The following is a 13,338-nucleotide window of genomic DNA, read 5'->3' as shown; positions in this document are numbered from 1 at the left end:
TCATATCTGTGGCTTGTTTTTCTGTTTGAATATAAGAAAAGCGAGAAGAAATCCAGCAATACCTCCAGCGAAATGAGCAGTGTTGTTGGTTCCTGGGGTTAGCAGACCTGAAAGTAATCCAATAACTAAAAAAACGACAATGATTTGCTGGTTGCTTTTAGAAAGCATATGCTTTTGTTTTATGACAAGATAGAGGTAAAATCCAAGCAGTCCGAAAATGGCACCGGATGCACCCACGTGGCTGTAAAAAGAAGGTTGGATTAGAAATGTAACGATATTTCCAAGCAATCCACACGTAAGGTAGAATAGAAGAAACTTATAAGAAGAAAGAATGCGCTCAGCACCCGGTCCTAACAAGAACAATGAAAATGAGTTAAAAAGAAGGTGTGAAAAGCTTAGATGCAAAAAGATAGGTGTGAAAAGCCGCCAGTAGTCTCCTTGGGAAATTAAGCTATTCATACCAATAAGCTGATGTATAAAAGATTCTGCAAGGTGTGAGGGAAGAGCGGCAAGTAACCATAGCGCAATGTGGATGCAGATAAGCGTGAAGGTAACAGGATAAAAACGTTTAAATTCAGCTGCATTTTCTGTGCGTACGAACATATTTGTCACTCCTTTTTATAAAGGCATTTTTATATACTATTCTGTAAGAGAGGATTAAATGAAAATGATTATAGGAACTGGAATTGATATTACAGAGTTAGAGCGGATTGAAAAAATGGTGCAGCGTCAAAGCGCTTTTATTACTCGAATTTTAACAAAAAACGAAAGAGAACGCTATGAAAAGCTATCAAGCCGACGCAAGGTCGAATTTTTAGCAGGAAGATTTGCTGTGAAGGAAGCATATTCGAAAGCTCTTGGAACAGGAATAGGAAAAGATTTCAGCTTCCAAGATATTGAAATCGTGAATGATGAAAGAGGAAAACCCCACATTGTTACAAAACAACCACTGGACGCGTCGGTACACGTATCTATTTCCCACAGTGCGCACTATGCGATTGCTCAAGTAATTATTGAACGCTTGTCAAGCTAGTCTGCATATTCACTATTTCTTGTTCATATATTCATAGTGTGGATAGGGGAGACAAGATATGTTCTTGCTTCTCCGTTTAGTTGTGAATATACGAAATAAAGGAGTTGGGGAAATGCATAAAAAATGGATTGGCTTATTTGTTTGCGCCTTTTTTCTCTTAGCCTTATCAGCATGCGGTGAAAAAAGTCAGCAGGATGTAACAGATGCATTGGATGCCAAGGTACAAGAAATGGCGGGGTATAAATCAGATGCTAAGATGACATTAAATACAGGGAAAGATGCTCAAGTATACGATGTAGAGATTTGGCATAGTAAGCCTATGTATTATCGAGTGAATTTGAAAAATACAAAGAAAGATCAAAGCCAAATGATTTTGCGTAATGATGAAGGGGTTTTTGTTTTAACGCCTGCCTTAAATAAAAGCTTTCGTTTTCAAAGCGACTGGCCGCAAAATAGCAGTCAAGCCTATTTGTATGAATCCCTTGTCCAAGATATTGTAAAGGATGAAAAGGCAAGTTTTAAATCGACGGATAAGCATTATATTTTTGAAACAAAAACCAACTATCAAAATAGCACAATGCTTCCTAAGCAAGAAATTACGCTGAACAAAAGTGACTTAGCGCCTGTTTCGGTTAAAATCATGGATACGGATAATAAAGTGTTAATAAAAGTTGATTTCTCTAAGGTGAAGTTCGATTCTAAGTTTGATAAAGGGGCTTTTGATACAAAAAGGAACATGACAAGTGCAAAGATTGACGTTCCGACATTAGCTCAGCAAAAATCATTTAGCGTTCTTTATCCTAAGGATGTTCCAAAAGGTACAAAGCTGTCCAAGGAAAAGAAAATTGAGACGGAAAATGGCGAGAGAGTTGTTTTAATGTACAAAGGAGAAAAGCCGTTTACGCTTGTACAAGAAAAAGCTCAAGTAGCTAAAACAGCAACATCTACAGTTACTGCCGGAGAGCCATTTGATTTAGGTTTTACTGTGGGAGCTTTAACGGATAAAAGTCTATCTTGGACATATAATGGAGTAGACTTTATGCTGGCTTCTGATCAGCTAACACCAGATGAATTGAGTACAGTTGCTAGATCTGTGCAAAGTCAGATGGGAAAATAAGAGAAGCTTACAAGCCTGCATATATGTAGGCTTGTTCTTGCTTAATTTGAATAAAGATCGAGATGAAGTTTGGCTATAGATGTATTATACTAACAGAGGAAAGTACGTTTAGAATGGTTCTGAAAAAAGGAAGTGTCGTAGTAATGGATGCATTTTATAGAGAAACATGGGCAGAAATTGATGTAGAAGCCATTTTTCAAAATGTGAATCATGTAAGAGAACTGATACCGGGGCATAAAATGCTAATGGCCGTAGTAAAGGCCAATGCGTACGGGCATGGGGATAAAGAAGTAGCAGAGATTGCGCTTCAAGCGGGCGCTGATATGCTAGCTGTAGCTTTTTTGGATGAAGCTATTGCTCTTCGAAAAAAAGGAATAAAGGAATCCATTTTAGTATTAGGAGCCGTACCTACCTTACACATTCAAACCGCATTGGAGTGGGGTGTAACGGTCACTGCTTACAGCAAAGCTTGGATTGAAGAAGCGGCGTCTGTACTCGGTGAAAACAGTCAGTTGCATATGCATTTAAAAATAGATACAGGCATGGGGCGCTTGGGAATTAGAACAAAAGAAGAATTACACGAAACAATGAACATCATCGCTTCCCACTCAGGATTCGTGCTGGACGGAGTGTTTACACACTTTGCAACAGCAGATGAGCTAAACTCTTCTTATTTTGAAGACCAATACACATTTTTCGAGGAAATGGTTCGAATTGTAAAAGAGCATAATTTTACACCTCCGGTGATTCACTGTGCAAATAGCGCAGCCTTGCTTCGTCGTCCCAAAGATATCTTTAATGGAGTACGCTTAGGTATCTCTATGTATGGATTAAGTCCTTCTGAGGAATTAAAAGAAGTCTTGCCAATTCCGTTAAAACAAGCTTTTTCGCTGCACAGCCGTATTGTGCATGTTAAAAAAGTCAAAAAAGGCAGTCATATCAGTTACGGAGCTACTTATGAAGCTAAAGAAGATGAATGGATTGCTACTATTCCAGTAGGATATGCAGACGGCTGGATTCGTAAATTAAGTAATTTTGAAGTGTTAGTAGATGGAGTTAAAATGCCAATTGTTGGTAGGATATGCATGGACCAATTGATGATTAAATTACCTAAAATGTATAAAATGGGTACAAAAGTTACATTTATCGGGAAACAAAAAGGTGCTGAAATTACAATTGATGAAGTAGCGAAGCATCTTGAAACAATCAATTATGAAATCCCTTGCATGATTGCAGCAAGGGTTCCGAGGGTTTATACAAGAGATTCGCAGCACATTGATGTTAATAATTATATCTTGCGCTGAATATATATCTTCCTGAGTCAACATAAAAAGCCTTTGAACAAAAGACAATAAAATAATAACTTCCATGCATAAAAGAGGGTATCAATTGACGATAATAGTGTAGAAATTGACAGAATTAACTTTCCATTAAAGCTAATCAATGTTATGATAAGGAAAGATGAGACTATTGGTGTGTGTATTGATGTTGGAGGTGTATGTTTGTGTCTGAAGCGAGCGCAACTACAGAAATCCTAGTAAGATTACCGAAAAATTTAGTATCGGAGCTCGATCTTATGGTTAAACAAGAAAATGGCAACCGAAGTGATTTTATTCACCAAGCAACAAAATTGTACCTTCGTGAGCGAAAAAAACGCCATATTCGCGAATCAATGAGACGTGGATATATGGAGATGGCAAAGATAAACTTAAATATTGCTTCCGAGGCTTTTCTAGCAGAGTATGAAGCTGATCATACTGTGGATCGTTTAGTAAGCGGGGGGTAATGACTTGGTAGTCAAACGTGGCGACGTTTATTTTGCTGACCTATCTCCTGTTGTTGGCTCAGAACAAGGAGGCGTTCGCCCTGTACTTGTCATTCAAAATGATATAGGCAATCGTTTTAGCCCAACTGTTATTGTAGCTGCGATCACTGCTCAAATTCAAAAGGCAAAGTTACCTACGCATGTTGAAATTGATGCAAAGCGCTATGGATTTGAGCGAGATTCAGTTATTTTACTAGAACAAATTCGTACTATTGATAAACAGAGGCTAACAGACAAGATTACCCATTTAGATGATGAAATGATGGACAGAGTGGATGAAGCCTTGCAAATCAGTGTAGGACTTATCGACTTTTAGAATTATACTTCCATTTATGCTAAGTTGCTCCTTTATGAGCAACTTTTTTAATTTGACTAGGAATAATCAGTAAACGTATATTGTAATAAGAAACGTTTTAAAAATGATAATATATATATAGATATAAATGAGTGTATTGACTCACAAGGAGGACCTCATGAATCAAGATTTATTCAATTATATACAAAATCATAAATCAGAAATTTTTGATCGATGGCTAGTGTTAATGAATGATGTGGAAACAGAGCGGATTAAAAACATTGTATCCGAGCAAGTGTACGTAAATGTAAGCTCTGATTTTGTAAATTTACTTTTGGCAAAAGCATTCCGTGATCAGGAAAATTTTGCCGAGGAACTAGAGGAAGTAGTAGGACGAGTTGTGAGTTTAGGATGGCCTCTTGCTTATTTGACACAGGGTGTACGTAACTTGGGGCATGTAGTGGTTGAAGGGTATGTAAACAGTGAACATGTAAAGGCTGATCAAACTCATTCCGAATTATTCTATCGGTTTGACAAGTGGTTAAGCCCTATTTATAACAAAATAGTAGAACAATACTCCAACTCGTGGGAAAATACAGTTATGTTGCAAAAAGTTGCACTTCAAGAATTGTCTGCTCCATTAATACCGGTATTTGATAAAATTACGGTAATGCCGCTTGTAGGAACAATTGACACTGATCGCGCGAAGAAAATTATGGAAAATTTACTGCAAGGTGTCGTAAAACACCGATCAGAGGTCGTATTAATAGATATTACCGGAGTACCAGTAGTAGATACGATGGTTGCCCATCATATCATTCAAGCTGCTGAAGCTGTACGTTTGGTTGGAGCCAAGTGTTTGTTAGTAGGAATTCGTCCGGAAATTGCTCAGACTATTGTGAACTTAGGTATTAACTTAAACGAAATTATTACGAAAAACTCTTTAAAAAAAGGTGTAGAGTTTGCGTTAGAAATGACTGAGCGGAAAATAGTTGATATAGAATCGGAGGAATAAACGTGAGAATACCCATTTTGAAATTGTACGACTATTTATTGGTATCCATTCAATGGGAGCTGGATGATCAAACGGCTATTCAATTCCAAGAAGATTTGCTAAGTAAAATTCATCAAACTGGAGCAAAAGGAGTGGTAATCGATTTAACTTCAATTGATATGATCGATTCATTCATCGCAAAAGTGTTAGGTGACGTGGTTAGCATGTCTAATTTGATGGGGGCCAGAGTAGTATTAACAGGTATCCAGCCTGCAGTAGCTATTACACTTGTTGAGTTAGGGATTGGCCTAAACGATGTTCTTACTGCACTCGATTTAGAAAAAGGTCTTGAGAAACTCCAATCGGAATTGGGGGATTAGTATATGGAATTCCAATCCAGCGTAAAAATCGTAACAGAATGGGACATCGTAGCGGCACGCCAATTAGGTAGAAATGTGTCGAAAGAGCTAGGGTTTGGAACAGTTGACCAAGCTCGTATTACAACCGCCATTTCTGAATTAGCTCGTAATATTTACCTATATGCGGGTAAGGGTCAAATCTATATTGAGAAATTAAATCGTGGAGGAAAAAACGGTCTTCTTGTCGTAGCAACAGATGAAGGGCCAGGTATCTCCGACGTTCGCAAAGTAATGGAAGATGGATACTCAACATCGGGTGGGCTAGGAGCTGGGCTTCCTGGGGTAAAACGATTGATGGATGAGTTTGACATCGAAACAAATGTCGGAGAAGGTACTGAGATTAAAGCAGTTAAGTGGCTCCGGTAGGAGGAAATAGATAATGTCTTTTGATAAAGAGATGAGAGATTTATACAAAGATATTTTGGGGAACTATATCCAAACACAAAATGAACAAATTTTGTATCAAGGACAAAAACTAAGTAGAAAATCTTTAGAGAATGAAATATCGCCAGAAGATATTGTGAGCATTCATAAAGAAGTGATTGAAGAAATTTATTCTGATATTCCAGAAAAAGTGCTGCATTCTCTAGACTTTTTACTTGAAGTAATGATCAGCTACGGTCTTGCTCTTCGTGAGCACCAAACATTAAAAAATAAGCAGCGGGAACTTCGTTCTGAAATTGAAGTTGCCGCTAACGTCCAGCAGACGCTGTTGGGGACAAAGGTTCCGGCTAGTTCAACCTTAGAAATTGGCGCTATTAGTGTACCCGCTAAACAGATGAACGGAGATTATTTTCACTTTGTAGAAGAAGAGCACGGTGGGTTAAGTATTGCCATTGCCGATGTGATCGGAAAAGGAATTCCAGCTGCAATGTGTATGTCTATGATCAAGTATGCAATGGACAGCTTACCGGACTCAAGAAAAAATCCAAGTTACGTATTAGAGAACTTGAATAATATTGTAGAGCGAAACGTAGATCCAAGTATGTTTATTACGATGTTCTACGGAAGCTATAATCCCGAGACAAACTTATTTGATTACGCATCTGCAGGGCATGAGCCAGGCTTTTATTATGATGCTAAAGCTGATTCATTTGAAGATTTGGAAGCAAAAGGACTCGTGCTAGGAGTCGATCGTCATGTGAAATATCTTCAGTACGAGCAGCAGCTTTCAAAAGACGATATGATTGTTCTATTAACAGATGGTGTAACAGAATGCAGAACTGAAGAAGGATTTATCGAAAGATTGGACATCATAAAATTAATTCGAAAATACATGCATTTGTCTCCTCAAGAAATTGTAGAATCTGTATATAAAGAGCTGGAGAAATTACAGCATTTTCAATTGAGGGATGACTTTACATTGATTATTTTGAAGAGTTTAGTTTAAGTATTCTAAATAAGGGTACAGAAAATATAGCACAAAATTAGAGGGGGTCTACTAATACGATGAATTTAAAAATAGATATACAAAAGGACGGTCAAGCATATCGTATTAAGCTGGCTGGAGAGATTGACGCATATACAGCACCTAAGCTAAAAGAAAAGTTCATGGAAATTACTGAACATACTGAACCGGAAATTATAGTCGATTTAACCGATGTATCATACATGGATAGTACAGGACTAGGTGTATTTATTGCATTGTTAAAAGCCAATAAGAAAAATAACGGTTCTTTGAAATTTGTTGGTGTATCAGAGCGCATCAAGCGCTTATTTGATATTACGGGCCTCACAGACATTTTAAACGTGAATTCACAAGTAGAAGGTGGCGTAAAATGAAACAGCCTTATGACTTTGTTGAGATGAAGATTCCTGCTAAGCCAGACTACGTAGCAATTATTCGACTGACGCTGTCTGGTGTAGCGAACCGGATGGGTTTTTCTTATGATGAAATTGAAGATATGAAAATTGCCGTGAGTGAGGCATGTACAAATGCCGTACAGCATGCTTACAAGAGTGAAGAAAATGGTGAAGTGAGAGTAGGTTTTGGTTTATTTGATGACCGTTTAGAAATCATGGTGGTCGATAAAGGTGAAAGCTTTAATTTTGAAGAACTTAAGGAACATATAGGACCTTATGAAACATCAAAAGAAGTTGAATTTCTTCCTGAAGGTGGACTTGGTTTATATTTAATTGAAACACTAATGGACGAAGTGAAAATGGTCAATTCAAAAGGTGTAACGCTAATGATGACTAAGTATGTGCAAAGAGAGCAGGTGGAGAGTGATGAAAACACAGTCTCAACCTATGAAATTAACTAAAGAACAGGTTCAGGAACGAATTGAGCGCTTTCAAAAGACGCAGGATGAAGAAGCACAAAGTGATCTAGTAGTACATTACAAGAACCTTGTTGAATCTATTGCACGTCGTTATTCAAAAGGCAGAAGCTTACATGAAGATATTGTGCAGGTAGGGATGCTAGGACTGTTAGGAGCTATTAGAAGGTATGATGCTTCATTTGGAAGAAGCTTTGAATCGTTTGCTGTTCCTACAATCATTGGAGAGATTAAGCGATTTTTACGCGATAAAACGTGGAGTGTTCACGTACCGCGCCGCATCAAAGAATTAGGTCCTAAAATTAAAGCAGCTGTCGAAGAGCTAACAACCCGTTTACAGCGATCTCCTCAAGTAAAAGAAATTGCTGATCATATCGGAGTGACAGAGGAAGAAATTTTAGAAACGATGGAGATGGGGCAAAGTTATCAAGCGTTGTCTGTTGATCATTCCATTGAAGCAGACTCTGATGGAAGTACTGTTACAATCCTTGATTTAGTAGGTGAACAAGAGTCGGGTTATGAGAAAACTGATCAGCGCTTAGTGTTAGAAAAGATTCTTCATGTATTAAGCGATAGAGAAAAAGAAGTAATTCGCTATACATTTATCGAAAATCTGAGTCAAAAAGATGCCGGTGAGAAGCTAGGGATTTCTCAAATGCATGTATCTCGACTGCAAAGAAGAGCTCTTGATAAGCTAAGGACTGCAGCTCGCTCAGATTCTAACGATTCGGAGTATATGTCGTGATGACAGTAGACCCTAATACAAAGTCGATTCAAACTCATATATATCAAGAACCAAAGCAGGGGAACGTGTGTTGTGGAGATAGTTACTATGTCAAAGAAACGGATGACTATTTTCTGTGTGCAGTGGCAGATGGATTAGGAAGCGGTGAACAAGCGAGAGCCGCTTCTGTAGCTGTTACGGATGTAGCGAAAGCTCATCATCATCTGGATGTGGATGAGATCATTTCTAAGTGCAACAAAGCTACTCGACACACAAGAGGTGCGGCAGTAGCTATTTTGAAAATTGATAAAAAACATAACGAATTTCATTACACAAATGTAGGTAATATCCGCTTTTATCTGTATTCTCCGGAGGGGAAATTAACGTACCCTCTGCCAATTCAAGGTTTTTTATCAGGGAAAATTCAAAAGTTCCGCACCCAAACCTTCCCGTATGACTCCGGTTCTAAATTTTTGATTCATACAGATGGCTTAGAATTAAAAGAGATTAAATCTGTTTTTGCTAACTCGATGAATGTAGATCAATTGTCGACACGGCTACAGGCAGCAATTCGCTCTCATAATGACGATATTACGTATATCGCTGGTCATCTTCCAACTGCATAGCCTTTCTTTTTAGCTCACATGTGTTATTGCATGTGAGTTTTGTTACAATAGAGACAAAGTTTCATTTAGGTAGGAGGATAAGCTGTGTCTGTTGCAACGAAATTAGATAATCAAATTGTCCAACGTGTAAGTAAAGAGGTAGAGATTTCACAAAAGCAAGTACAAAACGTAATTGCTTTAGTAGAAGATGGTAATACAGTTCCCTTTATTGCTCGATATAGAAAAGAACAAACTGGTGCTTTGGATGAAGTCCAAATCCGGAATATTTTAGATTCCTGGAACTACTTAATGAATTTAGAGGAGCGTAAAGAGGAAGTTCGTCGATTAATTGAAGAGCAAGGGAAATTAACTGAGGAACTGGCTGCTCAAATTCATCAAGCGAAGAAATTGCAGCAGGTAGAAGATTTATACCGCCCTTTTAAGCAAAAACGACGTACAAAAGCAACTGTAGCAAAAGAAAAAGGTCTTGAACCATTAGCACAGTGGCTACTAAGCTTTCCGCGTTCTGAAGTGAAGAATGAAGCGCAAACATACATAAATGAAGAATCAGGAGTTCGATCTTCTGACGAAGCTATTCAGGGAGCCCTAGACATTGTAGCGGAACAAATTTCTGACGAAGCATCTTACCGTCAATGGATTCGTGCGACCACTGTAAAAGATGGCATAATTGTTACTTCAGTCAAAGATCGGGAAAAAGATGAAAAAAATATCTATGAAATGTACTATGAATATACAGAAGCGGTAAAACGAATCGTTCCTCATCGTATTTTAGCTATGAATAGAGGAGAAAAAGACGGTATTTTAAAAGTGAGTATTGATGCGCCTACAGATCGTATTCTTTCATATTTACATAAAGAAGTAATCAAGAAAAGGGATTCTTCAGCTGAAGGTTATATCATCTCAGCTATAGAAGATGCCTATAAACGCTTAATAGAACCATCTATTGAACGTGAAATCCGTAAAGAGCTATCAGAAAAAGCGGAAGAAAGAGCTATTCACATCTTCTCTGAAAACTTACGAAAGCTTCTTCTCCAGCCTCCATTGAAAGGAAAAGTGGTATTAGGAGTAGATCCAGCTTTTCGAACAGGCTGCAAATTAGCTGTAGTAGATGAAACAGGCAAGGTATTAAAAATTGATGTTATTTATCCACATCCTCCTGTGAGAAAAGCAGCTGAAGCGCAAACTAAATTAAAGAAAATGTTCGCTGAATATCCTATTGAAGTAGTGGCAATTGGAAACGGAACGGCATCTCGCGAAACGGAGCAATTTGTAGCGGATGTTCTTAAAGAAATTGAAAACCCAGTTTATTATTTGATTGTGAATGAAGCGGGAGCAAGCGTATATTCGGCTTCTGATGTTGCTAGAGAAGAATTTCCTGATTTTCAAGTAGAAGAGCGAAGCGCTGTATCGATTGCCAGAAGGCTGCAAGATCCGCTGGCTGAACTTGTGAAAATTGATCCTAAGTCGGTAGGGGTAGGGCAGTATCAGCATGATGTGTCTCAAAAGCAATTAAATGATTCACTGACTTTTATTGTAGAGACAGTAGTAAATCAGGTAGGAGTAAATGCAAACACGGCTTCTGCTTCGCTTCTACAATACGTTGCTGGTCTAAATAAGACAGTTGCTCAAAACATTGTAAAATATCGGGATGAAAACGGGAAATTCTCTAACCGAAAACAGTTGAAGAAAATTCCGCGTCTAGGTGCTAAAACGTATGAGCAGTGTATTGGGTTTTTACGTATTATAGAAGGTGAAGAACCTTTAGACAGAACGGGTATCCATCCTGAAACATATGGAGACGTTAAAAAGCTTTTAAAGAAAGCGGAATTGAAAGAGACTGAGCTTGGAACGGAGAAAGTAAAAGAAGCATTAAAACATATTTCTTTACCCGAAATATCAGAAGAATTAAGCATAGGGGAGCTTACTTTAAAAGATATTATAGAAGCGCTCGTAAGACCGGAAAGAGATCCCCGTGACGAACTGCCAAAACCTTTGCTCCGTCAGGATATTTTGAAGCTAGAGGATCTAGCAAAAGGTATTCAGCTTGAAGGCACGGTGCGAAACGTCGTAGACTTCGGAGCGTTCATCGATATAGGAGTTAAGCAAGACGGTCTAGTTCATATTTCTAAATTAACGAATCGGTACGTTAAGCACCCCCTCGATGTCGTTTCAGTAGGAGATTTGGTGAATGTGTGGGTAGAAGACGTAGATATGAAAAAAGGAAGAGTCGCACTGACGATGATTCCACCTCATCAATAATAAAATTGCCTTTTCAGATTTTCTGAAAAGGCAATTTTATTTGTAAAAAGAAGTGATTTAAGAAGCGGAGTTATTTTTTTGATAAAAAAACCAACATTGATTGAGCAATTTTATTTGTGCACGGTCTTTTTCAGAATAAGCGCGCCTCATTTGTTTTTGTAGCCACATTGGCATAAGGACAATCACTCCTTTTCATTTATGATAAGGTAAATAGTGAGTATGTAATGAAGTGTATGCCCAAAGAGCTAGTCAGGTGATTTCATACAGTAGAGGAGTATATAAGATGAATGATAAGGATTTACAAATACTTGTAGAAGAAATTTCATTGAAGCTGTTTCACAAACCATTTCGTCATGAAGCCACTTTTAATTCTCGTTTACGTACGACAGGTGGAAGGTATTTATTACGTACATCTAATATAGAAGTAAACTACAAATACTTTGAACAATATGGCAGACAGGAAATAGTAGAAATTATTAAGCATGAGCTCTGTCACTATCATTTGCATATTGAGGGGAAAGGGTATAAGCATGGAGATCAAGACTTTAAAAGCCTAATGAAAGAAGTAGGCGCCCCCCGATTTTGTCAGGCATTGAAAAAAGAAAGTGATGGAAAGAAAAAAGAGCACATATATGTATGTATGCAGTGTGAGCAAAAATATGTTCGAAAAAGAAAAGTGAACACGGTTAAATATGTGTGTGGGAAGTGTAAAGGTAAATTAAAAAAAATGTAGAAGATGCTTGACTAAAATAGATTGATTATGATAAATTAATAAAGCCGTCTCAAATAAACGGCAAAGAAATTACAAAAACTTATTGACATTACATATAATGTCGATTACAATGTAAGAAGTCTGATGAATATTATTCCACAGTAGCTCAGTGGTAGAGCTATCGGCTGTTAACCGATCGGTCGTAGGTTCGAGTCCTACCTGTGGAGCCATATGGAGAAGTACTCAAGTGGCTGAAGAGGCGCCCCTGCTAAGGGTGTAGGTCGTGTAAGCGGCGCGAGGGTTCAAATCCCTCCTTCTCCGCCATTTATAATGGCCCGTTGGTCAAGCGGTTAAGACACCGCCCTTTCACGGCGGTAACACGGGTTCGAATCCCGTACGGGTCACCATTGATTTTTATTCACATATTCTGTGGAGGATTAGCTCAGCTGGGAGAGCACCTGCCTTACAAGCAGGGGGTCGGCGGTTCGATCCCGTCATCCTCCACCATTTGACTGTTTTATACATAATTTTGGATGGTCCCGTGGTGTAGCGGTTAACATGCCTGCCTGTCACGCAGGAGATCGCGGGTTCGATTCCCGTCGGGACCGCCATTTAAAATTATTGGGCTATCGCCAAGCGGTAAGGCAACGGATTTTGATTCCGTCATGCGTTGGTTCGAATCCAGCTAGCCCAGCCATAAAGAGCCATTAGCTCAGTTGGTAGAGCATCTGACTTTTAATCAGAGGGTCGAAGGTTCGAGTCCTTCATGGCTCATTTTCATTTCTTGCGGGTGTGGCGGAATTGGCAGACGCGCTAGACTTAGGATCTAGTGTCTTTACGACGTGGGGGTTCAAGTCCCTTCACCCGCATCTTATTCATTTTATGTATTTAGCGGTCGTGGCGGAATGGCAGACGCGCTAGGTTGAGGGCCTAGTGGGGGCGACCCCGTGGAGGTTCAAGTCCTCTCGGCCGCACCAAAAAAACTTTTCAAAAAGTGTTGACATAAGAAAAAAGAAATGATATTATAATAAAGTCGCCAAAACAACGGCGGTAAA

17 protein-coding genes and 9 tRNA genes are annotated in these 13,338 nt (G+C 38.6%); 24 read left to right on the top strand and 2 right to left on the bottom strand.

Annotated elements, in window-relative coordinates:
* Window positions 1–603, bottom strand: a complete 603-nt coding sequence (locus ACOZIR_RS26805) for a rhomboid family intramembrane serine protease (protein ID WP_045295114.1) — start codon at window positions 601–603, stop codon at window positions 1–3.
* A 64-nt stretch (window positions 604–667) separates the two neighbouring features.
* Here ACOZIR_RS26805 and acpS point away from each other — a divergent pair, with 64 nt between their 5' ends.
* From acpS to ACOZIR_RS26735, 14 genes are all read left to right on the top strand, one after another.
* Entirely contained in the window at window positions 668–1,033 is a 366-nt protein-coding gene (gene acpS / locus ACOZIR_RS26800; RefSeq protein ID WP_045295149.1) for a holo-ACP synthase, read from the top strand.
* A gap of 58 nt (window positions 1,034–1,091) precedes the next feature.
* Complete coding sequence (locus ACOZIR_RS26795) at window positions 1,092–2,150, top strand: LolA family protein (RefSeq protein WP_045295112.1); 1,059 nt, start codon at window positions 1,092–1,094, stop codon at window positions 2,148–2,150.
* 62 nt (window positions 2,151–2,212) lie between these two features.
* Window positions 2,213–3,454, top strand: coding sequence for an alanine racemase (gene alr / locus ACOZIR_RS26790; RefSeq protein WP_421536049.1), 1,242 nt, complete (start codon window positions 2,213–2,215; stop codon window positions 3,452–3,454).
* Between the two features lie 200 nt (window positions 3,455–3,654).
* The gene (locus ACOZIR_RS26785) at window positions 3,655–3,936 is read left to right on the top strand and encodes a CopG family ribbon-helix-helix protein (RefSeq protein WP_013055003.1); all 282 of its coding nucleotides are present in this window, start codon (window positions 3,655–3,657) and stop codon (window positions 3,934–3,936) included.
* 4 nt (window positions 3,937–3,940) lie between these two features.
* A complete protein-coding gene (gene ndoA, locus ACOZIR_RS26780; RefSeq protein WP_013055004.1) occupies window positions 3,941–4,291 on the top strand; it encodes a type II toxin-antitoxin system endoribonuclease NdoA in 351 nt (116 codons plus the stop codon).
* A 157-nt stretch (window positions 4,292–4,448) separates the two neighbouring features.
* A complete protein-coding gene (locus tag ACOZIR_RS26775) occupies window positions 4,449–5,285 on the top strand; it encodes an RsbT co-antagonist protein RsbRA (protein WP_013055005.1) in 837 nt (278 codons plus the stop codon).
* A gap of 2 nt (window positions 5,286–5,287) precedes the next feature.
* Window positions 5,288–5,644, top strand: a complete 357-nt coding sequence (locus ACOZIR_RS26770; protein WP_013055006.1) for an STAS domain-containing protein — start codon at window positions 5,288–5,290, stop codon at window positions 5,642–5,644.
* A gap of 3 nt (window positions 5,645–5,647) precedes the next feature.
* A complete protein-coding gene (locus ACOZIR_RS26765; RefSeq protein WP_421536048.1) occupies window positions 5,648–6,049 on the top strand; it encodes an anti-sigma regulatory factor in 402 nt (133 codons plus the stop codon).
* Between the two features lie 13 nt (window positions 6,050–6,062).
* Window positions 6,063–7,073: a PP2C family protein-serine/threonine phosphatase gene (locus ACOZIR_RS26760; protein ID WP_045295109.1), complete on the top strand. Its 1,011-nt coding sequence runs from the start codon at window positions 6,063–6,065 to the stop codon at window positions 7,071–7,073.
* A 59-nt stretch (window positions 7,074–7,132) separates the two neighbouring features.
* Entirely contained in the window at window positions 7,133–7,465 is a 333-nt protein-coding gene (locus tag ACOZIR_RS26755) for an anti-sigma factor antagonist (protein ID WP_013055009.1), read from the top strand.
* A complete protein-coding gene (gene rsbW / locus ACOZIR_RS26750) occupies window positions 7,462–7,947 on the top strand; it encodes an anti-sigma B factor RsbW (RefSeq protein WP_025753516.1) in 486 nt (161 codons plus the stop codon). Before ACOZIR_RS26755 ends, rsbW begins: the two co-directional genes overlap by 4 nt.
* Window positions 7,913–8,707: an RNA polymerase sigma factor SigB gene (gene sigB, locus ACOZIR_RS26745; protein WP_013055011.1), complete on the top strand. Its 795-nt coding sequence runs from the start codon at window positions 7,913–7,915 to the stop codon at window positions 8,705–8,707. The genes rsbW and sigB overlap by 35 nt, the downstream gene beginning before the upstream one ends.
* The gene (locus ACOZIR_RS26740; RefSeq protein ID WP_033580804.1) at window positions 8,707–9,312 is read left to right on the top strand and encodes a PP2C family serine/threonine-protein phosphatase; all 606 of its coding nucleotides are present in this window, start codon (window positions 8,707–8,709) and stop codon (window positions 9,310–9,312) included. The genes sigB and ACOZIR_RS26740 overlap by 1 nt, the downstream gene beginning before the upstream one ends.
* A gap of 84 nt (window positions 9,313–9,396) precedes the next feature.
* Complete coding sequence (locus tag ACOZIR_RS26735) at window positions 9,397–11,571, top strand: Tex family protein (RefSeq protein WP_421536047.1); 2,175 nt, start codon at window positions 9,397–9,399, stop codon at window positions 11,569–11,571.
* 57 nt (window positions 11,572–11,628) lie between these two features.
* Here ACOZIR_RS26735 and cmpA read toward each other — a convergent pair whose 3' ends face one another.
* Entirely contained in the window at window positions 11,629–11,745 is a 117-nt protein-coding gene (gene cmpA, locus ACOZIR_RS26730) for a cortex morphogenetic protein CmpA (protein WP_013055014.1), read from the bottom strand.
* Between the two features lie 109 nt (window positions 11,746–11,854).
* On the opposite strand from cmpA, the gene ACOZIR_RS26725 reads away from it, so the two are divergent.
* The 10 genes from ACOZIR_RS26725 to ACOZIR_RS26680 all read left to right on the top strand — a co-directional run bounded on the left by ACOZIR_RS26725 (window position 11,855) and on the right by ACOZIR_RS26680 (window position 13,260).
* A complete protein-coding gene (locus ACOZIR_RS26725) occupies window positions 11,855–12,304 on the top strand; it encodes a SprT family protein (RefSeq protein WP_045295104.1) in 450 nt (149 codons plus the stop codon).
* A gap of 134 nt (window positions 12,305–12,438) precedes the next feature.
* Window positions 12,439–12,513 (top strand) — tRNA-Asn (locus ACOZIR_RS26720).
* A 3-nt stretch (window positions 12,514–12,516) separates the two neighbouring features.
* Window positions 12,517–12,607: transfer RNA gene (locus ACOZIR_RS26715), tRNA-Ser, on the top strand.
* An 8-nt stretch (window positions 12,608–12,615) separates the two neighbouring features.
* Window positions 12,616–12,690: transfer RNA gene (locus ACOZIR_RS26710), tRNA-Glu, on the top strand.
* A 24-nt stretch (window positions 12,691–12,714) separates the two neighbouring features.
* A tRNA-Val gene (locus tag ACOZIR_RS26705) sits at window positions 12,715–12,790 on the top strand.
* 28 nt (window positions 12,791–12,818) lie between these two features.
* Window positions 12,819–12,894: transfer RNA gene (locus ACOZIR_RS26700), tRNA-Asp, on the top strand.
* Window positions 12,895–12,905: 11 nt separating this feature from the next.
* Window positions 12,906–12,980 (top strand) — tRNA-Gln (locus tag ACOZIR_RS26695).
* A 4-nt stretch (window positions 12,981–12,984) separates the two neighbouring features.
* Window positions 12,985–13,057: transfer RNA gene (locus ACOZIR_RS26690), tRNA-Lys, on the top strand.
* Between the two features lie 12 nt (window positions 13,058–13,069).
* Window positions 13,070–13,152: transfer RNA gene (locus ACOZIR_RS26685), tRNA-Leu, on the top strand.
* Between the two features lie 22 nt (window positions 13,153–13,174).
* A tRNA-Leu gene (locus tag ACOZIR_RS26680) sits at window positions 13,175–13,260 on the top strand.
* Window positions 13,261–13,338: the final 78 nt, after the last annotated feature.

Source organism: Priestia sp. D3YE.R1 (genome assembly GCF_049199565.1).
In the GTDB taxonomy this organism is placed as follows: Bacteria; Bacillota; Bacilli; order Bacillales; family Bacillaceae_H; genus Priestia; species Priestia aryabhattai.
The sequence above is the reverse complement of the archived record's forward strand: the minus strand, read 5'-3'. Positions and strand labels throughout refer to the sequence as shown.